Origin of the sequence: Proteus sp. fly-1089 (assembly GCF_040138965.1) — a bacterium.
Taxonomy (GTDB): domain Bacteria; phylum Pseudomonadota; class Gammaproteobacteria; order Enterobacterales; family Enterobacteriaceae; genus Proteus; species Proteus vulgaris_B.
This window is the reverse complement of the sequence record NZ_JBEETS010000001.1, coordinates 128,107-150,040: the sequence shown is the minus strand read 5'-3', so window position 1 is coordinate 150,040 and position 21,934 is coordinate 128,107. Positions and strand designations below refer to the sequence as shown.

General features: G+C 39.4%; 15 protein-coding genes. 8 read left to right on the top strand and 7 right to left on the bottom strand.

Annotated elements, in window-relative coordinates:
• Window positions 1-80 precede the first annotated feature (80 nt).
• Both ABN080_RS00695 and lrp read right to left on the bottom strand, forming a co-directional pair.
• Window positions 81-3,791 carry a DNA translocase FtsK 4TM domain-containing protein gene (locus tag ABN080_RS00695; RefSeq protein ID WP_349440115.1) on the bottom strand — a complete coding sequence of 1,237 codons (3,711 nt, stop codon included), beginning with the start codon at window positions 3,789-3,791 and terminating at the stop codon, window positions 81-83.
• A 133-nt stretch (window positions 3,792-3,924) separates the two neighbouring features.
• Window positions 3,925-4,419 carry a leucine-responsive transcriptional regulator Lrp gene (gene lrp, locus ABN080_RS00690; RefSeq protein WP_004244566.1) on the bottom strand — a complete coding sequence of 165 codons (495 nt, stop codon included), beginning with the start codon at window positions 4,417-4,419 and terminating at the stop codon, window positions 3,925-3,927.
• Between the two features lie 543 nt (window positions 4,420-4,962).
• Between lrp and trxB the strand changes: the two genes are divergently transcribed.
• The 5 genes from trxB (at window position 4,963) to infA (ending at window position 10,840) form a co-directional block, all read left to right on the top strand.
• Complete coding sequence (gene trxB, locus ABN080_RS00685; protein ID WP_036938142.1) at window positions 4,963-5,922, top strand: thioredoxin-disulfide reductase; 960 nt, start codon at window positions 4,963-4,965, stop codon at window positions 5,920-5,922.
• A gap of 140 nt (window positions 5,923-6,062) precedes the next feature.
• Window positions 6,063-7,832, top strand: coding sequence for a heme ABC transporter permease/ATP-binding protein CydD (gene cydD / locus ABN080_RS00680; RefSeq protein WP_284551553.1), 1,770 nt, complete (start codon window positions 6,063-6,065; stop codon window positions 7,830-7,832).
• Window positions 7,833-7,834: 2 nt separating this feature from the next.
• Complete coding sequence (cydC, locus tag ABN080_RS00675; RefSeq protein WP_349440114.1) at window positions 7,835-9,586, top strand: heme ABC transporter ATP-binding protein/permease CydC; 1,752 nt, start codon at window positions 7,835-7,837, stop codon at window positions 9,584-9,586.
• 1 nt (window position 9,587) lies between these two features.
• Window positions 9,588-10,280, top strand: coding sequence for a leucyl/phenylalanyl-tRNA--protein transferase (aat, locus tag ABN080_RS00670; protein ID WP_349439416.1), 693 nt, complete (start codon window positions 9,588-9,590; stop codon window positions 10,278-10,280).
• Between the two features lie 341 nt (window positions 10,281-10,621).
• The gene (infA, locus tag ABN080_RS00665) at window positions 10,622-10,840 is read left to right on the top strand and encodes a translation initiation factor IF-1 (RefSeq protein WP_004244560.1); all 219 of its coding nucleotides are present in this window, start codon (window positions 10,622-10,624) and stop codon (window positions 10,838-10,840) included.
• Window positions 10,841-10,962: 122 nt separating this feature from the next.
• Here infA and clpA read toward each other — a convergent pair whose 3' ends face one another.
• Both clpA and clpS read right to left on the bottom strand, forming a co-directional pair.
• Window positions 10,963-13,254, bottom strand: coding sequence for an ATP-dependent Clp protease ATP-binding subunit ClpA (gene clpA, locus ABN080_RS00660; protein ID WP_196553350.1), 2,292 nt, complete (start codon window positions 13,252-13,254; stop codon window positions 10,963-10,965).
• A gap of 30 nt (window positions 13,255-13,284) precedes the next feature.
• Window positions 13,285-13,599 (bottom strand): ATP-dependent Clp protease adapter ClpS, encoded by a 315-nt coding sequence (clpS, locus tag ABN080_RS00655; RefSeq protein ID WP_349440113.1) that lies wholly within the window; start codon window positions 13,597-13,599, stop codon window positions 13,285-13,287.
• Window positions 13,600-13,887: 288 nt separating this feature from the next.
• Between clpS and cspD the strand changes: the two genes are divergently transcribed.
• Window positions 13,888-14,097: a cold shock domain-containing protein CspD gene (gene cspD, locus ABN080_RS00650; protein ID WP_072062820.1), complete on the top strand. Its 210-nt coding sequence runs from the start codon at window positions 13,888-13,890 to the stop codon at window positions 14,095-14,097.
• A 136-nt stretch (window positions 14,098-14,233) separates the two neighbouring features.
• Here the strand turns inward: cspD and macB are convergent, their stop codons facing one another.
• The 3 genes from macB to ABN080_RS00635 all read right to left on the bottom strand — a co-directional run bounded on the left by macB (window position 14,234) and on the right by ABN080_RS00635 (window position 19,089).
• A complete protein-coding gene (gene macB, locus ABN080_RS00645; RefSeq protein ID WP_349440112.1) occupies window positions 14,234-16,180 on the bottom strand; it encodes a macrolide ABC transporter ATP-binding protein/permease MacB in 1,947 nt (648 codons plus the stop codon).
• Window positions 16,180-17,289 carry a macrolide transporter subunit MacA gene (gene macA / locus ABN080_RS00640; RefSeq protein WP_196553352.1) on the bottom strand — a complete coding sequence of 370 codons (1,110 nt, stop codon included), beginning with the start codon at window positions 17,287-17,289 and terminating at the stop codon, window positions 16,180-16,182. Before macA ends, macB begins: the two co-directional genes overlap by 1 nt.
• Window positions 17,290-17,412: 123 nt before the next feature.
• The gene (locus ABN080_RS00635; RefSeq protein ID WP_196553353.1) at window positions 17,413-19,089 is read right to left on the bottom strand and encodes a DUF2813 domain-containing protein; all 1,677 of its coding nucleotides are present in this window, start codon (window positions 19,087-19,089) and stop codon (window positions 17,413-17,415) included.
• Between the two features lie 337 nt (window positions 19,090-19,426).
• Here ABN080_RS00635 and ABN080_RS00630 point away from each other — a divergent pair, with 337 nt between their 5' ends.
• Window positions 19,427-20,329, top strand: coding sequence for a LysO family transporter (locus ABN080_RS00630; protein WP_072062825.1), 903 nt, complete (start codon window positions 19,427-19,429; stop codon window positions 20,327-20,329).
• A gap of 52 nt (window positions 20,330-20,381) precedes the next feature.
• Window positions 20,382-21,839 (top strand): DUF2867 domain-containing protein, encoded by a 1,458-nt coding sequence (locus tag ABN080_RS00625; protein WP_349440110.1) that lies wholly within the window; start codon window positions 20,382-20,384, stop codon window positions 21,837-21,839.
• The last annotated feature ends 95 nt before the right edge of the window (window positions 21,840-21,934 follow it).

Here is a 21,934-nt window from a genome sequence, read left to right as displayed (position 1 = left end):
TAATGTCGGCGTATAAATTTTAATGATATTGTGCAGGTTATCATGCTATCTCATTAGCTGATAACTGAGTTTTCAAGATATTACATATCAGACGGTGGTGGTGAAAGTACATCACGCGTATTGTTGTGATTTGGCGTACTGACAATACCTTGCATCTCCATTTGCTCTACAATTCTTGCAGCACGGTTGTAGCCAATTCTAAATTGACGCTGTACACCAGAAATAGAAACACGTTGTTTTTCAACAACAAATTCTACCGCTTGGTCAAATAATGGATCAAGTTCTTCACCGTCATCGTAACCACCACCATTACCACTTTCGCCTTCTTCACCACACTTAGTAATAGCTTCAATATATTGCGGGCGACCTCGTGCCTTCCAATCAGTTGCAACAGCATGTACTTCATCATCGCTAACAAAAGCACCATGGACACGCTCAGGCACAAAACCATTCGGTGCATAAAGCATATCACCCATGCCTAATAATGATTCAGCACCACCTTGATCTAAAATAGTTCGAGAGTCGATTTTGCTTGAAACTGTAAAGGCAATACGGCTAGGTATATTGGCTTTAATTAACCCAGTAATAATATCAACTGAAGGTCTTTGTGTTGCAAGTACAAGGTGAATACCCGCAGCACGTGCTTTTTGCGCTAAGCGAGCAATTAACTCTTCCACTTTTTTACCCGCAGTCATCATTAAATCAGCGAATTCATCGACGACAACCACGATATAAGGTTCTTTTTCCAACGTTGGCAATTCTGTCGCTATAGTGTCTGTTGGTTTCCAGAATGGATCTGGAATTGGGCGTCCCATTGCTTCAGCTTCTTTAATTTTTTCGTTATAGCCCGCAAGGTTACGTACACCAAGTGCGGACATTAATTTATAACGACGCTCCATTTCCGCCACGCTCCATCGCAACGCACTTGCGGCATCTTTCATATCTGTCACAACTTCAGTCAGAAGATGTGGAATACCTTCATATACAGATAACTCAAGCATTTTAGGGTCGATCATAATAAAACGAACATCTTCTGGTTTCGCTTTATAGAGAATGCTGATAATCATCGCATTCACACCGACAGATTTACCTGAACCTGTTGTACCTGCCACCAGTAAGTGTGGCATCTTAGCAAGATTGGCAACAACGGGTTGTCCACCAATATCTTTACCTAAGACAACTGTCAGTGGAGAGCGACTGTCACGAAATGCATCACTATCTAACAACTCACGCATATATACGGTTTGACGTTTTTTATTAGGTAATTCCAATCCTACATACGGTTTTCCTGGAATAACCTCAACAATACGTACTGCAATAGCAGACAATGAACGTGCTAAGTCGCGTGATAAATTTGAAATACGAGCGGCTTTTACACCCGGTGCAAGTTCAAGTTCAAATCGCGTGATAACAGGCCCCGGCGAAATACCAACCACCTTGGCTTTAACACGGTAATCATTAAGACGCGCTTCAATAAGTTTACCAATACGCTCAAGCTCAAACATATCAACAGGTTCTTCTTCTACTGGTGGTGTTGTTAATAGATCCAGAGAAGGCATTGGTGTGGTTGGTTTTTGCAACGGTCTGTCATTACGCATCAAGAATGGGTGAATTAAAGATTCTTGCTGTTGCTGTTGCTGTTGCTGTTGCTGTTGCTGTTGCTGTTGCTGTTGCTGTTGCTGTGCAAAATGCTGAGCCATATTTGGCTGTGGTTCAATACGTGATTGCGATGCAGTTTGAGATGCAGCATGTGGCGTAACAGGTTCAGAAACAATCGGTGTAAATACCGGCTCTATCGGCTCTTCATCCAATAAATCATCAATAGGTGAGAAAGCTTCTAATGCGGTGAGTTCTCTTTCTAACTCAATTTTTGGGGTGTACTCTTCCTCGTCATCATCACGAGGTGAGATTTGTAAAAACGCATTACTGGTTGGATACTCTACTTTTTTCTCCATTGTTTGCGTTGGTTTTGCTGATTGTGAGGCAAACGAATGTTGAATATGAGGTTGATAACCCGTAGTTGCTTGTAATGAAGGTGCTGATGTTGATATTTGAGGTAAAACTTCATCATTGTCATCATCTAACGAAACATCATCACCATAACGATCCTGCAATTGTTGCTTAAATTGCGCAGCGAGTTGTTGCTGTTCATAAAGCTCGTTCTCGTCGATATCATGGCTATTATCTTCTGCTGAAGAGAATGTATTTGCAGTAACAGTAGGTTCGTCTTGATAATTATCTTGTTGATGATCAAAGGAAGAAAGTGGCGTTTCAATATTCGGCTCATAATGAGAAGCGGATTGCTCAATAACTTCATCAGCTTCGTCACCATAGCGTTTACGCTGTTGCTCTAGAAATTGCTGACGTAATTCTTGTTCAAAATTCGCTTGGTCTTGAATATCAGCTAACTCATCTTCAGGCTCAGATTGAACAGCTTCTTCACGACGACGTAACTCTGCTTCACGTTGCGAAGGGATGTGAATACCATAAAGCTCACGGCGAGTAGGCAAACGTACTGGATTTGGTCGTGGCAGTTCAGGCCCTAAGCCCTGTTTAACTTGTGCTCCGTGACTAACTAAGGCGCTTGTTGCGACTCCAGCAGTCACCGTTGCAACTTGTGTTAAGGTATCATCGCTATCTGGCGCCAGTGAAAATGTAGGTTCAGCTCGTCCTACAGGCATAAAACTCTCTGCAGGTTGTGCAATAGAATTATTTTCAACTAATGGCTTCACAGAAGATGTGTTCTCTTCTGGAATTGAATAAACAGAATGTTGAGGAGTACTGACTTCTGTCTGAATATCTTTTTTAAGGAAGGCTTCCGGAATATCAAAACGGTAATGTTCAGGTGCTTCTTCTGTTATTTCAGGCGTATTTTCTACAACAGACTCGGCGATAACAGGCGCAGCTGGTGTTAATGATTGAACATGATCGTCGGTATCATTTGTTGCACTGAATGAAGGCAAGTCATCTTCTTCTGTTTTAGAAGGCTGAGATGAATCAATATCTTGCTGACGAGCAAGTTCAAGCGCTGAAGGCGCAGAAAATAAGATGTCATCACACTCTTCTGTTGTCAGTTCTGATGATTGTTTTTCTGTTTGATTTGAATGTTCATTAACTGCATCAACAAAATCTTGAGTGTTATCATCTTGTTCGTCTTCATATTCAGCGTCGTGTTGGCCTCGATTAGTAATAAAACCTACCGTACCAAGGATAACAGCACCAATCTTTTCGGTGATAGTTAGCCACGACCATCCTGTAAATAATGTAAAACCAACAGCCCAAACAGATAATAATGCAAGTGTTGCGCCTAATACATTAAACCAAGGTAACAATGCCTTACTAAATAAGCTGCCAATAACACCGCCTGAGCTAAAATTGTAGATATCATCAAAATTAAGATCAGCTAATGCACAAGAGGTAAAAACCAGAGCCAAGGCGCCAATCGTGCGAAGTGCAAGGGAGAAAAAGTCAGTATATTCGCGATTTTTTTGGTAGCGCAATGAATTCCAACAACCAAAAACAACCACAACAGGAATGGCATAGGCGAGTAAGCCAAATGCTGAAAATAGGATATCAGCTAACCATGCTCCGATACTGCCACCTAGGTTTTGAATAGGTTCATTCCATGTGGTTTGTGACCAGCTAGGATCAGAGGGATGAAAGCTAAATAAAGAAACCATCAAAAAGACAGCACCAATCCCGATTAAAATGAGAATAGCTTCCCAAACACGACGACGGTTACTTATCTTTGTTAAACGAATATTTTTGTCTTCTGTATATTCCTGGCTCAAAGAGGGCTCTCCAGGTTTAACTTAGGGTTAAATTAAAACGGAACAACGCTGAGATATCTCAGCGTTGAAACTGTATGCATAAACAGGAGTGTACCTAATTTTTTCCTGCTTTGCACCAACCTATTAAGTTGGCTTAGCGAGTTTTGATTACAAGGCGGTTGCTTTGTTTAACTTCTTCCATAACCACGTAAGTACGTGTGTCATTAACACCCGGAAGACGTAACAGAGTTTCACCCAGTAATTTACGGTAAGCAGACATATCAGGCACACGAGTTTTCAACAGATAGTCAAAATCACCAGAAACTAAATGACATTCTTGGATTTCTTCAAGTTTTTGAACAGCCATATTAAATTGTTCAAAAACATCTGGCGCGCCACGGTTTAGTGTGATTTCCACAAATACCAGTAATGATGCATCGAGGTAATGAGGGTTTAACAGCGCAGTATAACCAGAAATAAATCCTTGGCGCTCTAAACGACGTACACGCTCTAAACAAGGTGTTGGTGATAAACCAACACGTTTAGATAACTCAACGTTTGAAATACGACCATCTTTTTGGAGCTCATTTAGAATATTCCGGTCTATTCTATCAAGATCTTTACCCGGACGTTTTTTATTATCAATCATCTCTATACTCTCTTTCTCTTTTTCTCTTACTTTATTTTCCTATACCCATACCTGTACACCTTCAGCATCAATGTCGAAACTTCGGTATCAAACGGTCAGAGCAAACTACCAATCTATTTTCTTTTAATGCCAGATAAAACATCTATTTTATCTAAATACTCATTAGCAAATATCGCAAAGTAACTATCTTACACCCTGTCTGTCGAAAAATTGTACCTATAACATCCGAAGATAATTATCTTTAACAATCATGTTTTCGCAAATGTACAGCGGATTGTCAAAGCAAATGAGTAAAAATCAGAACAAGGCGCTATGTTATTCTCTATATACGCAAGATAGTCATCAATTGTAAAGCAAAATGTTTCATGTTGATTCGATGATGTTAGCCCAATATAACTCTATAATTATTAAACTATATTAGTATTAACTATTGCTAAAATAGCTAAAATATTATGTCTATTTCTCGTCATTGGCTTTTTTTAACGTCTTATTTCTCCTACAATCCCACAATTCGCATCACGCCTAATCAGAGATGAGGTACACATGAGCACCATCAAACATAGCAAACTTATTATTTTAGGTTCAGGCCCTGCGGGTTATACCGCTGCCGTTTATGCTGCAAGAGCAAACTTAGAACCAGTACTGATTACGGGTGTTGAAAAAGGCGGTCAGCTGACAACAACAACAGAAGTCGAAAACTGGCCCGGTGACCCTGAAGGGTTAACAGGCCCAGGTTTAATGGATCGCATGTTTCAGCACGCTGAAAAATTTAATACAGAGATTATCTCTGACCATATTAATAAAGTCGATCTGAAAAACCGTCCTTTCCGCCTATTTGGTGATGAACAAGAATACACCTGTGACGCATTAATTATCGCTACAGGTGCTTCTGCACGTTATATCGGCTTACCTTCAGAAGAATCTTTTAAAGGCCGTGGTGTCTCTGCTTGTGCAACCTGTGACGGTTTCTTCTATCGTAACCAAAAAGTCGCGGTCGTTGGTGGCGGTAATACTGCAGTAGAAGAAGCACTGTATTTAGCCAATATTGCATCCGAAGTTCATCTGATACACCGCCGTGATTCATTCCGTTCTGAAAAAATCTTAATTAATCGTTTAATGGACAAAGTAAACAGTGGCAATATTATTTTGCATACTGATCGTACTTTAGACGAAGTTCTTGGCGACGATATGGGAGTGACTAAAGTTCGTTTAAAAGATACTAAGAGCGATAAAACCGAAGAATTGGATGTAATGGGTGTATTTATTGCCATTGGACATAGCCCAAATACCGCTATTTTTGATGGACAATTGGAATTAGATAACGGTTACATCAAGGTACAATCAGGCACACAAGGTAATGCAACACAAACCTCAATTGAAGGTGTTTTTGCAGCAGGTGACGTAATGGATCACATTTATCGTCAAGCAATTACCTCTGCAGGAACCGGTTGTATGGCCGCTTTAGATGCAGAACGTTACTTAGACGCACAAAAATCCAACTAAAATCATCACTTCCTTTCAAGGCGCTATTTCAGTAGCGCCTTTTACCATGTAACATACTAACCTGGTTGCCAAAGAGTATAACTACTTACCTTGGCCTTTCTGATACTTTGTATCTCACCTGCAGATTTGAATCTTTTCTTATGGATAAAACTAAACAAAATGAATTGGTTCGATGGCTGAAACAGCAAAGTGCTCCAGCCCGTCGATGGCTACGGCTATCAATGATTCTAGGTGTTGTAAGCGGTTTATTAATTATTGCTCAAGCGTGGTTATTAGCTGTTTTACTTCAAGCATTTATCATGGACAGTATTAACCGTGATACGCATATACCTACCTTTCTCACTCTTATTGGTATTTTTATCTTACGTGCAGCAGTAATGGCAATACGGGAGCGTGTTGGTTATCGCTGTGGTATGGCTGTTAGGCAACAAATTCGTAAAATTGTCCTTGATAGACTTGAAGAATTAGGCCCTGTTTGGGTTAAAGGTAAACCAGCAGGAAGTTGGGCAACGATTATCTTAGAACAAATTGAAGATATGCAAGATTATTATGCACGTTATCTTCCACAGATGTATCTTTCCGCTATTGTTCCTATTCTTATCCTTATCACCCTATTCCCTGTTAACTGGGTTGCGGGGCTAATTTTATTCTTTACTGCTCCGCTTATTCCGCTATTTATGGCTTTGGTTGGCTTAGGTGCGGCTGATGCAAACCGTAGAAACTTTCTCGCGTTAGGCCGTTTAAGTGGTAATTTCCTCGATAGATTAAGAGGACTAGACACATTACGGCTATTTAATCGTGGTAATGCTGAAGTCAAACAAATTACAGAAGCAACAGAAGACTTCCGTAAACGTACGATGGAAGTACTAAGAATGGCTTTCCTTTCTTCTGGTGTATTGGAGTTTTTTACAGCTGTTTCTATTGCTGTTGTTGCCGTTTATTTCGGGTTTTCTTACTTAGGTGAACTTAATTTTGGCAGTTATGGTTTGGGTGTTACCCTCTTTTCAGGTTTCTTAGCGCTGATCCTTGCTCCTGAATTTTTTCAACCTTTACGAGATTTAGGCACTTATTATCATGCAAAAGCGCAAGCAGTGGGCGCAGCGGAGTCTCTGGTTGAGTTTTTAGAGACTGATGGCGAAAAACCTCAATTAGCCGGTAATGAGCGTATCAATACAAACGAAAGTATTGAAATAACGGCACATGAACTAGAGATTTTATCGCATCAAGGCGTAAAATTGGCTGGTCCATTAAGTTTTACAATTAATCCTCAGCAACGTATTGCAATTGTAGGTCAAAGTGGCGCAGGAAAAAGCTCATTATTAAATGCACTTTTAGGTTTTTTACCTTATCACGGTTCATTAAAAGTTAATGGTATTGAATTAACTCAGCTTTCACCTGAAGCATGGCGTCAATGTTTAAGTTGGGTGGGACAAAATCCAAATTTACCTGAACAAACTTTACTTGATAATGTACGTTTAAGCGCTCCAAATGCCAGTTCAGAACAAATTAATCTGGCTATTGAAAACGCCTATGTCAGCGATTTTATTAACGATTTACCTGATGGGTTAAATACAGTCATTGGCGATAGTGCTGCACGTCTTTCTGTTGGTCAAGCACAACGAATTGCCGTAGCCCGTGCCCTATTATCTCCTTGCCAATTATTATTACTAGATGAACCAGCGGCAAGCCTTGATTCTCATAGCGAACAACGTGTGATGCATGCACTCAATAATGCATCATTAAATCAAACTACATTGCTTGTTACCCATTTATTGGAAGAAACATTAGGTTATGATCAGATTTGGGTAATGGAAAAAGGTCAAATTATTGAAACGGGCACTTATGCATCATTAAGCCAGCAACAAGGGGCTTTTGCTCGTCTTCTTGCTCATCGTAAAGAGGAACTTTAATTATGAAAGTATTGCTTCCTTTTCTCGCACTCTATCGTCGCCATTGGTTTATGTTATTGCTAGGTATTATTCTTGCTATCTTAACTTTATTGGCGAGTATTGGCCTTTTAACACTATCAGGTTGGTTTTTAGCAGGTACTTCTCTAGCCGGTTTTGCGGGGATTTATAGCTTTAACTATATGCTACCTGCGGCAGGTGTTCGTGGTGCAGCGATATTTCGTACTGCGGGTCGTTATTTTGAAAGACTCGTTAGTCATGATGCAACATTTCGCGTGTTATCACACTTACGGGTATTCACCTTTGAAAAGATCTTGCCTCTTTCTCCTGGTGGAATTGCCCGTTTTCGTCAAGGTGAGCTACTTAACCGCTTAGTGGCTGATGTTGAAACATTAGATCACCTCTACATTCGTGTTATATCACCTATTATTGCCGCTTTTGTCGTCATTATGATGATTATGTTTGGCCTTGGGTTAATTGATGCTCGCTTAGCCAATACATTAGGTGGCATTATGCTCACCTTGCTGATTGTTTTACCTTTTGTGTTCTATTATGCGGGTAAGCCTATCGGCCGAGATCTGACTGATTTACGTGGGCAATATCGCACTGTGCTAACTAGCATGTTACAAGGGCAAGCAGAACTAACTGTTTTTGGTGCGTTACCTCGTTTTAGAGCAAATTTAGCGCAACTTGAAGCCAAGTGGTTACACCGACAAGCACAACAAGCAAACTTAACAGGATTATCGCAATCATTGATGATCCTTGCCTCAGGGCTGACTGCAACCTTAATTTTATGGCTAGCAGCAGATGGAATAGACCATAGCTTTATGCCTGAAGCCCTAATTGCTTTATTCACATTCTGTGCATTGGCAGCATTTGAGTCTTTAGCTCCTGTTACGGTTGCTTTCCAACATTTGGGGCAAGTGATGACATCTGCAACACGTATTTCTCATTTAATTGAGCAAAAACCAGATGTCACTTTCCCTGAAAAAGGAGAAGAAAGAAAAAAGAGTGCTTCACTTACCCTACATAATGTGTGCTTTACTTATCCAGCTCAGCCGATGCAAGTTATTAATCATGTAGATTTAACTATTGAAGCAGGACAACATATTGCATTGTTAGGAAAAACAGGTTGTGGTAAATCAACACTCTTACAACTAATCAACCGTGCTTTTGATCCAACTCACGGCACGATCCGCTTAAATAATTCATCTATTGCCGATTATGATGAAGCGACTTTGCGTTCAATGATGTCTGTTGTTCCTCAACGTGTTCATGTCTTTAGTCATACCCTAAGAGAAAACTTAATTATGGCAAAAGAAGAGGCTACGGATGAAGAGCTAGTCTATGCACTTCAACAAGTTGGCCTTGGACACCTTCTGGAAAATGATGAAGGCTTAAACGCATGGATGGGCGATGGTGGTAGACAGCTCTCAGGTGGCGAACAGCGACGTTTGGGACTGGCAAGAGCCCTACTCCATAATGCACCTCTTGTATTGCTTGATGAGCCAACAGAGGGCCTTGACGCCGACACAGAACAGCAGATCCTTGCTCTCTTACACCAACATTGTCAGGGTAAAGCGGTATTAATGATCACTCACCGACTTCACGGTTTAGATAAAATGGATAAAATTTGCGTTATGGATGGCGGAAAAATCGTTGAAACAGGCACTCATGCTTCATTGTTAAAACAACAAGGACATTATGCTAAATTTCACCAAAGACAGGCACTATTAACTCCGGCTCACGAGGCATAATATGCCGTTGTTTCAATTAGACGATAGTGATTTGGATTTTCCAGAGCCTCATTTAGCATTAAAAGAGCCTAATGGATTATTAGCGATAGGAGGAGAAATCTCCTCTTCTCGATTACGTGTTGCATATCAATCAGGGATCTTCCCTTGGTACTTCCCCTACGAAGAACCATTATGGTGGTCACCTGATCCAAGAGCTGTCTTGCCTGCTGGTGATTTGCATATTGGGCGTAGTTTACGTAAATTTATTCGTCATCATCCGTATAAAATAACGTTAAATCACGCCTTTACTTCAGTGATAGAGGCCTGTTCTATTCGTGATGAAGGTACATGGATAGGCCCTGATATTAAAGAAGGTTATGAAGCGCTGTATCATCAAGGTGAAGCACATTCTGTTGAAGTATGGGAAGGCGATGAACTCGTAGGTGGCTTATATGGAGTCAATATTGGTGCGGTTTTTTGTGGTGAATCGATGTTTAGTCGCAGAGATAACGCTTCTAAATGTGCCTTTATTGCTTTTTATAACCATTTTCTTCGTTATGGGGGTCAACTATTTGATTGTCAGGTGCTAAACTCTCATACTGCCTCGTTAGGCGCCAGTGAGATCTCGCGTGACCATTATTTAGATGCATTATCTCGCTGGAAAAAAGTGATTATTGATAAAAAGTGTTGGTATCAGCAATCGTTGGAATTATAATCACTGCTTGTTTTTGTAAAGCCCTTCTTATTTAAGACAGAATTGAGAATGCCATTCTGTTATTTATACAAAAAGGTTTATACAAAAATTTTATCTTACACACCTATTATGTGGTTAAGGTGTGTTGCTATTTTATTGTTATAAATACCACAAAATAAAGAATTACGACTTCTGTTATTACTTTTGCTTTAGCTCAGTAAAACGCAAGTCACGGTAAGGATGTTAAGTGCAATAGCAAGGTGAACACCATTGCTATCCGATAACATTCCTTTACATAGGACAATATTTTCGGCATTATCTTGCCGTTTAAAAAATATGGTTATTAAAACTTAGAGGATTAGATGGCCAAAGAAGACAACATTGAAATGCAAGGCACTGTACTGGATACTCTGCCAAACACGATGTTCCGCGTAGAATTAGAAAACGGACACGTCGTTACCGCTCATATCTCAGGAAAAATGCGTAAAAACTATATTCGTATCCTGACAGGCGACAAGGTTACCGTTGAGCTGACCCCATATGACCTGAGCAAAGGCCGTATCATCTTCCGTAGCCGTTGATCCCAATCTGTTCTCTCCCGTTATTGTTATATAACGGGTGAAAAAAACACCACAGGCAAGGCATTTATTGATGCTCACCTGTGGTGTATGCGTTTATGGCTTAGTAAGTTAACCGCTATTTTTTAGATAACGGTATCTTCATTCTTAGCCAGCTTTTCTTGACTGACAAACTCGTAGTTTAACTTATCTGCTAGTTTATCTAATGTGACAGAAACTGAACCGCCATTAACAAGAGAGCCAAATAAAATCTCGTTGGCTAATGGTTTTTTCAGATTTTCTTGGATTACACGCGCCATAGGTCTTGCGCCCATCGCTTTATCATAGCCTTTATCACACAACCATTGACGTGCTTCTTGACTAACTTCTAACGATACCCCTTTATCATCTAGCTGTACTTGTAACTCGACAATAAATTTATCCACTACCATAGAGATAATTTCAGGTGATAATGCATTAAACCAAATAATGTTATCTAAACGGTTACGGAATTCAGGTGAGAACGCTTTTTTAATTTCCGCCATAGCATCGGTGCTATTGTCTTGCTCTGTAAATCCAATCGACTTACGTTGCGTTTCACGCACACCCGCATTAGTCGTCATTACTAAAATAACATTACGGAAATCTGCTTTGCGACCATTGTTGTCTGTTAATGTACCATTATCCATGACTTGTAGAAGAATATTGAACACATCTGGATGTGCTTTTTCAATTTCATCAAGCAACACAACAGAATAAGGGTTTTTGATTACTGCATCAGTTAATAATCCACCTTGATCAAAACCAACATAACCAGGAGGCGCACCAATTAAACGGCTAACAGTATGTCGTTCCATATATTCAGACATATCAAAGCGCAGTAATTTAACATTCAACGCTTTCGCTAATTGCACAGTAACTTCTGTTTTACCTACCCCTGTTGGGCCAGCAAATAAGAATGAACCTACTGGTTTGTTATCTTGGCCTAAGCCTGCTCGACTCATTTTAATGGCTTCAGATAATGCATGAATTGCAGGATCTTGACCAAATACCAACATTTTTAATTGGTTATCGAGATTTTTCAGTATCGATTTATCGCTACTAGAAACTGTTTTTTCAGGGATACGTGCGATTTTAGCAACTACAGATTCAATATCAGAAACATTGATCGTTTTTTTGCGTTTACTCGGCGCAATTAAACGTGTTTTTGCACCAGCTTCATCAATAACATCAATGGCTTTATCTGGTAGATGTCTATCTGTAATGTATTTAACAGATAAATCCACCGCAGCCTGAATCGCTTTATTGGTATAACGTACATCGTGGTGCGCTTCATATTTCTGACGCAATCCTTTGATGATTAAAACGGTTTCATCAGGTGAAGGTTCTGTTACATCAATTTTTTGGAAACGACGCGCAAGTGCTCTGTCTTTTTCAAAAATATTACTAAATTCTTGATAAGTCGTAGAGCCTATAACCCGAATTCGCCCACCTGATAACAGCGGTTTAATTAAGTTTGCCGCGTCTACCTGCCCACCTGATGCGGCTCCTGCACCAATAATAGTGTGGATCTCATCAATAAATAAGATGCTTTTCTCATCTTTTTCAAGGGTTTTCAGTAACGCTTTAAAGCGTTTTTCGAAATCGCCACGATATTTAGTTCCCGCTAATAGCGAGCCAATATCTAGTGAGTAAATGGTGTAGCCTTTCATAACATCAGGAACATCATCTTGCTCAATACGCCATGCAAGCCCTTCTGCAATTGCGGTTTTACCGACGCCTGATTCCCCCACTAATAGCGGATTATTTTTGCGACGACGACATAATACTTGAATGGTTCGTTCTAATTCAGCTTGACGCCCAATCAGAGGATCTATTTTACCTTGCCGAGCTAACTGATTAAGGTTAGTTGTAAAATTATCCATATGATCGTCACCTTGAGGTATCTCTTGCTGAGATTGCGCGTTCATATCATTCATGTCAGAAAGATCTTCGTTTTGTTGATCTTCTTTTGAAATACCATGAGAAATAAAATTCACGACATCAAGGCGACTAACGTCATGCTTACGTAATAAATAAGCTGCGTGAGATTCTTGTTCACTAAAAATAGCCACCAGCACATTAGCACCAGAGACTTCATTTTTACCTGATGATTGAACATGAAAAACAGCACGCTGTAAGACACGCTGAAAACTCAGCGTTGGTTGTGTTTCTCTGTCTACGTTTTCAGGCAAAATAGGGGTTGTTTTACGAATAAAAACTTCAAGTTCTTCGCGTAAGACTGCCAGATCGACTTTACAAGCTTCCAATGCTTCGCGTGCCGATTTATTACTTAATAGCGCCAACAACAGGTGCTCTACAGTCATAAATTCGTGTCTGTTATCACGGGCTTTCGCGAATGCAACATTAAGACTCAGCTCTAATTCGTGATTAAGCATAAGCACCTCCTCCTTAAAAGACTAACCGGATCATGCTTGTTCAAGAGTACATAAAAGTGGGTATTCGTTTTCTCTTGCATACAGATTAACTTGTGCCACTTTTGTTTCAGCAATATCCGCACTATAAACCCCACAAACTCCTTTCCCTTTATGATGAACGTCCAGCATAATTTGTGTTGCTTTTTCCTCACTGAGAAAAAAATACATCGTAAGCACTTCTACAACAAAATCCATGGGGGTGTAATCATCATTATTCAAGATCACCTTATACATTGCTGGTGGCTCATTTACCTGAAGAACATCATCCCTTAACGTGGTTTCTGTTAAAAAATCAAACTGACCCATTGTTTTGTATTACTCATAGTTTTGTTAAACGTCACTTTCAATTATGACATTTAGTTTACCATCTCACAGGAAAGTCTGCCTATCAACGCTTTTTTATTCCCTCTTTTTACATCTAAAAAATAACAAAGCGTTAGCTACATCAAAATTTCGCCTTATCGGAACACTTTCTGTCCCTTTCACCTCTTGACGACTGAAACAATAAAATAGAGTATGTTTTATGAACAGCTCAGTAAATATACTGAAAGTGATGTTAAACAAATAAATACAAGTATATGAGAGAAGCTAAGTATGGAGACAGGTACAGTAAAGTGGTTCAATAATGCTAAGGGCTTTGGTTTTATTACCCCAGAAAAAGGTGGCGAGGATATTTTTGCCCACTATTCAACAATTAGAATGGAAGGCTACCGCACACTTAAAGCGGGGCAGAAAGTTAATTATAGCACGATAAAAGGGCCTAAAGGTGACCATGCTGACCTTATCATTCCTATCATTGAATAGAAGATACGCACAGTATAGATAAACCTGATAATACATTTTGCCCAATGAAATCGAGTATTTTCAGTCAAGAATGATACCTAATTCATTCAAATAAAAGCCCTTTATATACTTGAGGGCTTTTATCTTATTGTTTGAATTATTCTCTTGCTAATGCATCAATAGGATTCATTTTTGCGGCACTTCTTGCAGGTAAAAATCCAAAAATAACCCCAATAGCAGTTGAACAAATAAAAGCACTGATTAATGCAATAGGTTGGAAGACAAAATGCCAATCCGGTAACATTACGCTTGCAATCATTGCGATACTAAACGAAAGAGCAATTCCTAACACTCCCCCAACTAAACAAACCAGCACAGACTCAATGAGAAACTGTTGCATCACATCACTTGCTCTCGCACCAACCGCCATTCTGATACCAATTTCTCGCGTTCTTTCAGTCACAGAAACTAGCATAATATTCATAACACCAATGCCACCAACTACTAATGAAATAACGGCGACAAGTGTAAGAAATAATTGCATTGTTTGCGTAGTGCTCTCAGCCGCTTTAATAAAACTATCAAGGTTATAAGTGAAAATATCTTTTTTACCATGTCTGATCGTGAGCAAACGGATCATTTGTTGCTCTGCTACACTGGCATCATAACCTTCTATTGCTCTTACCGTAATGCTATCAAGATATGAGCGATTTAAAATACGACTATTTAACGTACTATAAGGCACCCAAACACGTAATGACTGCCCATTACCAAAAGCTGATTTTTTATCTGCAATAACCCCAACAATCGTAGAAGGAATATTGCGAATAATAATTTGCTCACCAATCACATCTTTCTTAACTGGGAAAAATCGATGGCGAGTATTTTCGTCAATCACAACAACCTGCGCTTGTCGCAGGATCATATCTTGAGTAAATGAGCGGCCTTGTGAAAACTTCATAGCATATACAATAAAATAATCTTCACTCACACCCGCAACAGAGGCTGGAGAGTCTTGGTTTCCACGGCGTAATCGAGTACTAAATTGCACTTGTGGTGTGACCGCTTGCACATAAGGTTGCTGCTTTAAAGCGAAGACATCTTGTAGTGTTAATGATTGTCTGTCTTCAGGGGAATCACTACCAAAATCTTTCCCCGGATAAATATCAATGGTATTCGAACCAATGGCTTTTATATCAGAAAGCACCATACTTTTTGCAGCATCACCAATGACAATAATCGTTACGACAGAAGCGATCCCTATAATAATGCCGAGCATTGTCAATAATGTGCGTACTTTATTAACAACCATGGCACGCCAAGCCATTTCTAGTGCTTGAGTAAAGCGCCCTACAATTTGGCCCAAATAGGAGGAAGTTAAAACCGTTGTCGTTTCTTTTTTAACTTTATGTATCGTTGTTTGATGGCGGTTATCACTAATAATCTTACCGTCTTTTATTTCGATAATTCGTTCAGCTTGTTCTGCAATTAAAGGATCATGCGTTACGATAATAACTGTATGCCCTTGTTCATTTAATTGCTTCAAAATAGCCATTACTTCTTTACCAGAATGACTATCTAATGCGCCAGTAGGCTCATCAGCAAGAATGACCTCACCTCCATTCATCAACGCTCTCGCAATACTTACACGTTGTTGCTGACCGCCAGAAAGCTGATTAGGTCGATAATTAACTCGCTCACCTAATCCTAAACGAGTTAATAATTCACGCGCTCTTTCTTTACGTTGAGTGGCATTTTTATCTGCATAAATGGCTGGAATTTCAACATTTTGCTCTGCACTTAAGTGTGCCATTAAATGATAGCGTTGAAAAATAAATCCAAAGTGTTCACGACGTAATGCTGCAAGTTGATCACCTTCCATTTGTGCAACACTTTGACCTGCAACTTTATATTCACCGCTACTTGGTTTATCCAAACATCCTAATATATTCATTAAGGTCGATTTACCAGAGCCTGACGCCCCCATAATAGCGACCATTTCACCCGCATTAATCGTTAATGAGACTTTATTAAGAACAACAGTTTCTTCTTCACCATTGCTATATACGCGACTAACCTCATTGAGTTCTAATAATGCCGGCATTATGCATCTCCTGAAGTTTCACCCAGAATAACCGCATCGTTCTCTTTTAATCCGCTGAGAACTTCAGCATAAACATCAGTACGCATACCTATTTTTACCGTGCGTTTTTCTGGCTGACCATTAACTAAAACATCAACGTAATATTCATTAATACCAGCATCCTCACCTAAAATAGAAAGCGGTATGAGAAGTACGTCTTTCTTATTTTCGATAAGAATTTTAACTTGCGCGGTCATTTGTAAACGTAGTAAATGTTGTTCATTAGGCACTTCAAAACGGGCATAGTAGAAAATAGCATCATTAATTTTTTCAGGCGTTGGCAGAATATCTTTTAACTTGCCACTAAAAGCTTTATCAGGCGCACCTAACACTGTAAAAGAAGCATTAAGATCAGGTTTTAAATAAATAACATCTGCTTCAGATACTTCCGCCTTTACCAACATCGTATCTAAATCTGCTAAAGTTAAAATCGTTGGTGCTTCTTGCGCAGCAATGACGGTTTGACCTTCTAGGGTTTTAATAAACGTCACTATACCATCCATAGGTGCTGTGATACGTGTATATTGGAGGTTAGTTTTCGCTGTATCTAAGGTCGCTTGATTCTTTTTAATTTGCGCCTCATAGGTAATAATGCGCGCTTTTTTAACATCAACATCCGTTTTAGTACGATCAAGCTCATCTTGTGCAATTGCATGTGTACCAATCAACTTTAACTGACGTTGATATGTAAGTTGCGCTAAACGTAATTCGGCCTGTGCTTGTTGAAGATTCGCTCTAAGCTCATTGTTAGTTTCCTGCGATTCAGTGACTTCATTTTGCGCTTTTTTTGGATCAATAATCGCTAATAAATCACCTTTTTTAACCGCATCACCCTCTTTCACAAACAAAGTTTGTAATTGGCCACTGACTTGCGCGCCCACATCAACTTTACGCACAGCATCAAGTTTACCTGTTGCTGTCACTTCTTTTGACAGATCACCTCTCGTAATGATTTGTGTTTGATATGACGGTACATTTTCTTTCGGCCAAAAAAAATAGGCGACAATAGCAAACGTAATTAAAATAAGGGTGAGCACTCTCCCGCGCTTTTTTAAAGATAAAAAAGCCATACAATATCCTTCCTAAACATAACAATTTAATCAGCCATAAAAAACTTTAGCGATGATATTCACCTTCATCGCTAAATAGAATCTACATTGATCTCGTGCGTTTATCTTTCTTGCTATAACGGCCTAATTTGCTTTGCCTCTAGCAAGCCATGCAACACGAGAAAACATACTTTTCAGTATGGAGGGGATGGAGTCTACTCCTCGTTGAGCAGCATTGTTAGCTACCGTTAGTGCGAGATCAGGTTTTGATGAGCGTTGGATAGCTTTAATAATCACACGTCGGGTTGGCCATTTTTCATTATCAGGCACACCTGCAACATCATGATACACATTACGAAAGCCTTCTTTATATAAGAAATGTTCCATATCTAAGGCGGGAAGTTTTGTTAATCTATCACGCTCAGCATCATTGCTTTTTGATGCAAAATCTTTAACCGTTGCGGCATATTTCTTACCCGCTTCATCACCATCCACTAAGGTATGCCATTCTATTCCCATATATGTTGCATACTTTAATAATGGCTTAAGTCCACATTGCGCAAATTCAATAACTTTTATTCCTTCGGCTTCAAAAAAATAATTACATTGTCTTGCCAGTTCGTTCATTAGCCAAATTTCCGTTTCACCTTCAACTAATAGCCAGCAACGAGCAAAAAGTGCAGACGGCCTGTTATAACGAATATGAAATGAAATGCGTCGTTCTTCATCTGAATGTAATTGTTGATTACCAACGCGATAAGCAGCTACTTTGTCAGTATCACGTACTAAACGACACACACTTTCTAATGGTGCTAGTGACAGTAACTCACCTGAATTAGTCGTTGTTATCCGTTGTAGTGAGAAAAGATTAAGTAAGCCCCAAGCCACTGAAAGCATAATAGGATGCAAACGTGTTTCAGGGTTTTCTACAATGACAATAGGCCTTGCATAAGGATCTAATGCAACGCTACCTCGAGACTGTAATATAGAGGAGAACATGCCTAAGATAATTAATCGAATACTTCGTTGATTTGGTTTTGCCAACACCTTATTAATATTTTCTAACGCATGCCATCCACGCACATGAGGCTCATTGACTTTGCGATGACGAGCATGTGATTTAAACAACAACGAACCATGGTCGGCAAAATAGTGCCCTAATAGCTGTTGCATGGCATCTAGCCCTTCACGTAAATCCTCATCTGACAACTCGTCTGGATTTTTGACTAATGCCTTGGTTAACTCACTCATTTTATTATTAAACGCTTCTCGATGAGGATCCTTATGAGGGTCGATAACGTCAGAGGTAAGATCACGAACAAAACGCGCATCTTGCAAGCGAAGAACAGGATAAAGCCTAACAATCTCTGCAATGATTTCTTGAGTTTGCCCATTAGGTAAGCGAATTTGCTTTCCTTCTTTATCAAGAAAATAGCGAAATGTTTTTACATTCTTTTGTTCATCTAATTCTGCACTGATGCGGTAGTAGATATGTTTTAGCTCATCACCATTTGCAACCCATACAGGTGCTATTTTATGGAAACGATAAGAACGATGTCGTCCAGGGCGTGATTCAGTAAATGTCAGAATAATTTGTAGGGTTTTTTTACTATTTTCTTCCGACTCATTCGGCAGACGATGGAAATCATCAGGTGTAAATGCATATTGATAGGTTTCAATACCCAAGCTGAGTGTTAACGCATCAAGTAATGAGCTTTTACCCCACGCATTTTCACCCACTAAAACTGTATTCATATCAAGAGGTAGTGAAAGACGATTAAGTCCACGGAATCCAACTATTTCCACTCTTTCTAAATACATAAATCCCCTCGTTAGTTACGACTAAGCTATGTTTTTTATTCTTCCTACCTTAATTTTATGCTTAATCTGCCAATAATTTCATTTAATGAATATTTTCATTAAATCACAGTTAAAGAGTGTCGTAATAAAATTTACTCAACTATTCGATATATACCCAAATCGTTCGCTTTTCAAACAATTAAAGCCACTTATCGATAAACATGTTAGGCTCATGCCTTCAATAAAAATTTTAGATTTATCTCAGCTTCTGTATCCACAACAACATAAGTAAATGTTATAATACAAGTCACGTTATTAGTTTATTTTATAATTTGAGTGCACTCAGTAAGGAATAGAAATGTTATCAGGGTTATTGATTATCCTACTTCCACTTTTTGTAGGGTATTTGATTAAGTTAAACAATCGCCCATTACTTCATTTGGCAAATCGCCTACTTAGTGCGATGGTCTACGTTATCCTATTTCTAATGGGCGTCAGTTTAGCCATGTTAGATAATATTGGTGAAAATTTAGTCTCTATTCTTGCTTATGCCAGCGTTTTCTTTTTATGTACCTTTGGTGCAAATTTACTATTTTTATGGTTGTTGGATAAAAAAGATCCTTGGCATGTCCCTGCACATAAGCAATCTAAGCCACCATCACGCATAAAAATGGTTCTTGAATCGTTACAATTATGCGGTGTCGTTGTTGTCGGTTTTTTTGTTGGCTTAACAGGCTGGTCAATTTTTCATTATGCATCTCATGCCAGCCAAGGTGCACTTATCTTCTTGCTGTGGTTAGTCGGATTACAATTGCGTAATAGCGGAATGAGCCCAAAACAAATTTTAATTAACCGCAGAGGAACAACCGTTGCTGTCGTCATGGGGGTAAGTGCGCTTGCAGGTGGTGCTTTAGCTGCTTATTTACTAGGATTACCAATGAAAATGGGATTAGCCATTGCATCTGGATATGGTTGGTACTCTTTATCTGGGATTGTACTTACCGATGCATTTGGTCCTGTTATTGGTAGTACTGCGTTTTTCAATGACTTAATGCGTGAATTAGCGGCAATTATGCTTATACCTATCATTGTTAATCGTTATAGAAATACAGCATTAGGGATTTGTGGTTCAACTTCCATGGACTTTACGTTACCTGTTTTACAAAGAAGTGGTGGTGTTGCCATTGTGCCTGCGGCTATTGTGCATGGATTTGTGTTAAGTTTAATCACCCCAATATTAATGGCTTTCTTTACTTCATAGAAAAATCAGTAACAATAGAACAATAACGTTCTCTTTTTACAGTGGATTAACAATGAATCAACAGCGTGTATTAGTACTTGGTGCAAGTGGTCATATTGGTCAAAATCTTATTCCAGCTCTGATAAAACAAGGTCATCAAGTCACTGCGGGAGCGCGCAGAGTTGACTGGATGATGTCTCAAGGTTGGGAAAATACACGCTGTATTTTTGTGGACTTGCACAATCCAGAAACCTTAAGCAAAGTCATGCATGATACTGATATCGTGTACTACCTTGTCCATAGCATGGGCGATGCACATAATTTAGTTGAACAAGAGCGTAAAGCGGCAATTAATGTTGTAGACGCATTAGAAGGTACAAAAGTTAAACAAATTATCTTTTTAAGTGCCTTACAACATGAAGATCAGCAATATTCTCCCCATCTCATTGCCCGAAAACTCACAGGTGAGGTATTAAGAACGAGTGCGATCCCTGTGACTGAAATTCGTACCTCAATGATTGTCGGCCCAGGCTCCGCCGCCTTTGAAATTATGCGTGATATGGTTTATAACCTCCCTATTCTTACGCCCCCGCGCTGGGTTCGTTCAAAATCTTCCCCTATTGCCTTAAAAAACTTAATTCACTATTTAACAGAAATTATCCATCATCCCACACATCAACATCGTATTTTTGATGCTGGTGGCCCCGAATATATTAGCTATCAAACTCTTTTTGAGCGCTTTATTAAAATTTCAGGGAAAAAGCGTGTATTGATCCCCTTACCTATGCCGGGCAGTCTTATTTCTGCGGGCTTTATCAGTATGATAACGTCCGTACCAACTTCCATTGCTAAAGAGCTTATTCAAGGGTTAAAACATGATCTTCCAGCCAACGATGCTCCTTTGCGCGAACTTATTCCTCAATCCCTAATTAAATTTGATGACGCAGTAAAAGAAACATTGGCTGATGAAGAAGCAGCTTTAGATAATCAGGATTGGGGATATTCTCCAGCGGTTCGTAATCGCTGGAAACCGGGGTACGGTTATTACCCTAAAAATGCAGGTTGTACTGTCTCAACACCCGCTAGCGCTGCATCTCTTTGGCATACAGTACAACAGATTGGCGGTGAACAAGGCTACTTTTATGGTAACGCGCTATGGAAAACCCGCGCCATCATGGATGATATAGTCGGAAATAAAGTGACTTATGGCCGACCGCCCAGAGACACATTAGAGCTTGGTGATATGATTGATGGCTGGCGAGTGATCAAACTAGAGCCAGAAAAACAACTTACCTTATTATTTGGGATGAAAGCACCCGGTTTAGGTCGACTTTCTTTTACTATCCATGATAGTGGCAATCTTCGCTCAATCGATGTTCGTGCTTGGTGGCATCCTGCCGGTTTTAGTGGGTTACTTTATTGGTTTGCGATGATGCCTGCACACTTATTTATTTTCAAAGGTATGGCTAAAACGATAAGTAATAACGCTTACAAGCTGGATAAAAATTCACCTAACAGTGAAAAAAAATAGCCTTATTACCCATTTTTACGTAAAAAAACCACTTTATTATGCAGTTTTAGTTGCATAATTATTCTTACCGTTTTATTATTTGAACCAGTTAATGA

Coding starts and splice junctions, on each gene's coding strand:
- cydD (WP_284551553.1), top strand. CDS start 6,063: ATGGATAAAACTAAACAAAATGAATTGGTTCGATGGCTGAAACAGCAA.
- cspD (WP_072062820.1), top strand. CDS start 13,888: ATGGAGACAGGTACAGTAAAGTGGTTCAATAATGCTAAGGGCTTTGGT.
- aat (WP_349439416.1), top strand. CDS start 9,588: ATGCCGTTGTTTCAATTAGACGATAGTGATTTGGATTTTCCAGAGCCT.
- macB (WP_349440112.1), bottom strand. CDS start 16,180: ATGCCGGCATTATTAGAACTCAATGAGGTTAGTCGCGTATATAGCAAT.
- macA (WP_196553352.1), bottom strand. CDS start 17,289: ATGGCTTTTTTATCTTTAAAAAAGCGCGGGAGAGTGCTCACCCTTATT.
- cydC (WP_349440114.1), top strand. CDS start 7,835: ATGAAAGTATTGCTTCCTTTTCTCGCACTCTATCGTCGCCATTGGTTT.
- trxB (WP_036938142.1), top strand. CDS start 4,963: ATGAGCACCATCAAACATAGCAAACTTATTATTTTAGGTTCAGGCCCT.
- ABN080_RS00635 (WP_196553353.1), bottom strand. CDS start 19,089: ATGTATTTAGAAAGAGTGGAAATAGTTGGATTCCGTGGACTTAATCGT.
- lrp (WP_004244566.1), bottom strand. CDS start 4,419: ATGATTGATAATAAAAAACGTCCGGGTAAAGATCTTGATAGAATAGAC.
- clpA (WP_196553350.1), bottom strand. CDS start 13,254: ATGCTTAATCACGAATTAGAGCTGAGTCTTAATGTTGCATTCGCGAAA.
- ABN080_RS00625 (WP_349440110.1), top strand. CDS start 20,382: ATGAATCAACAGCGTGTATTAGTACTTGGTGCAAGTGGTCATATTGGT.
- infA (WP_004244560.1), top strand. CDS start 10,622: ATGGCCAAAGAAGACAACATTGAAATGCAAGGCACTGTACTGGATACT.
- clpS (WP_349440113.1), bottom strand. CDS start 13,599: ATGGGTCAGTTTGATTTTTTAACAGAAACCACGTTAAGGGATGATGTT.
- ABN080_RS00630 (WP_072062825.1), top strand. CDS start 19,427: ATGTTATCAGGGTTATTGATTATCCTACTTCCACTTTTTGTAGGGTAT.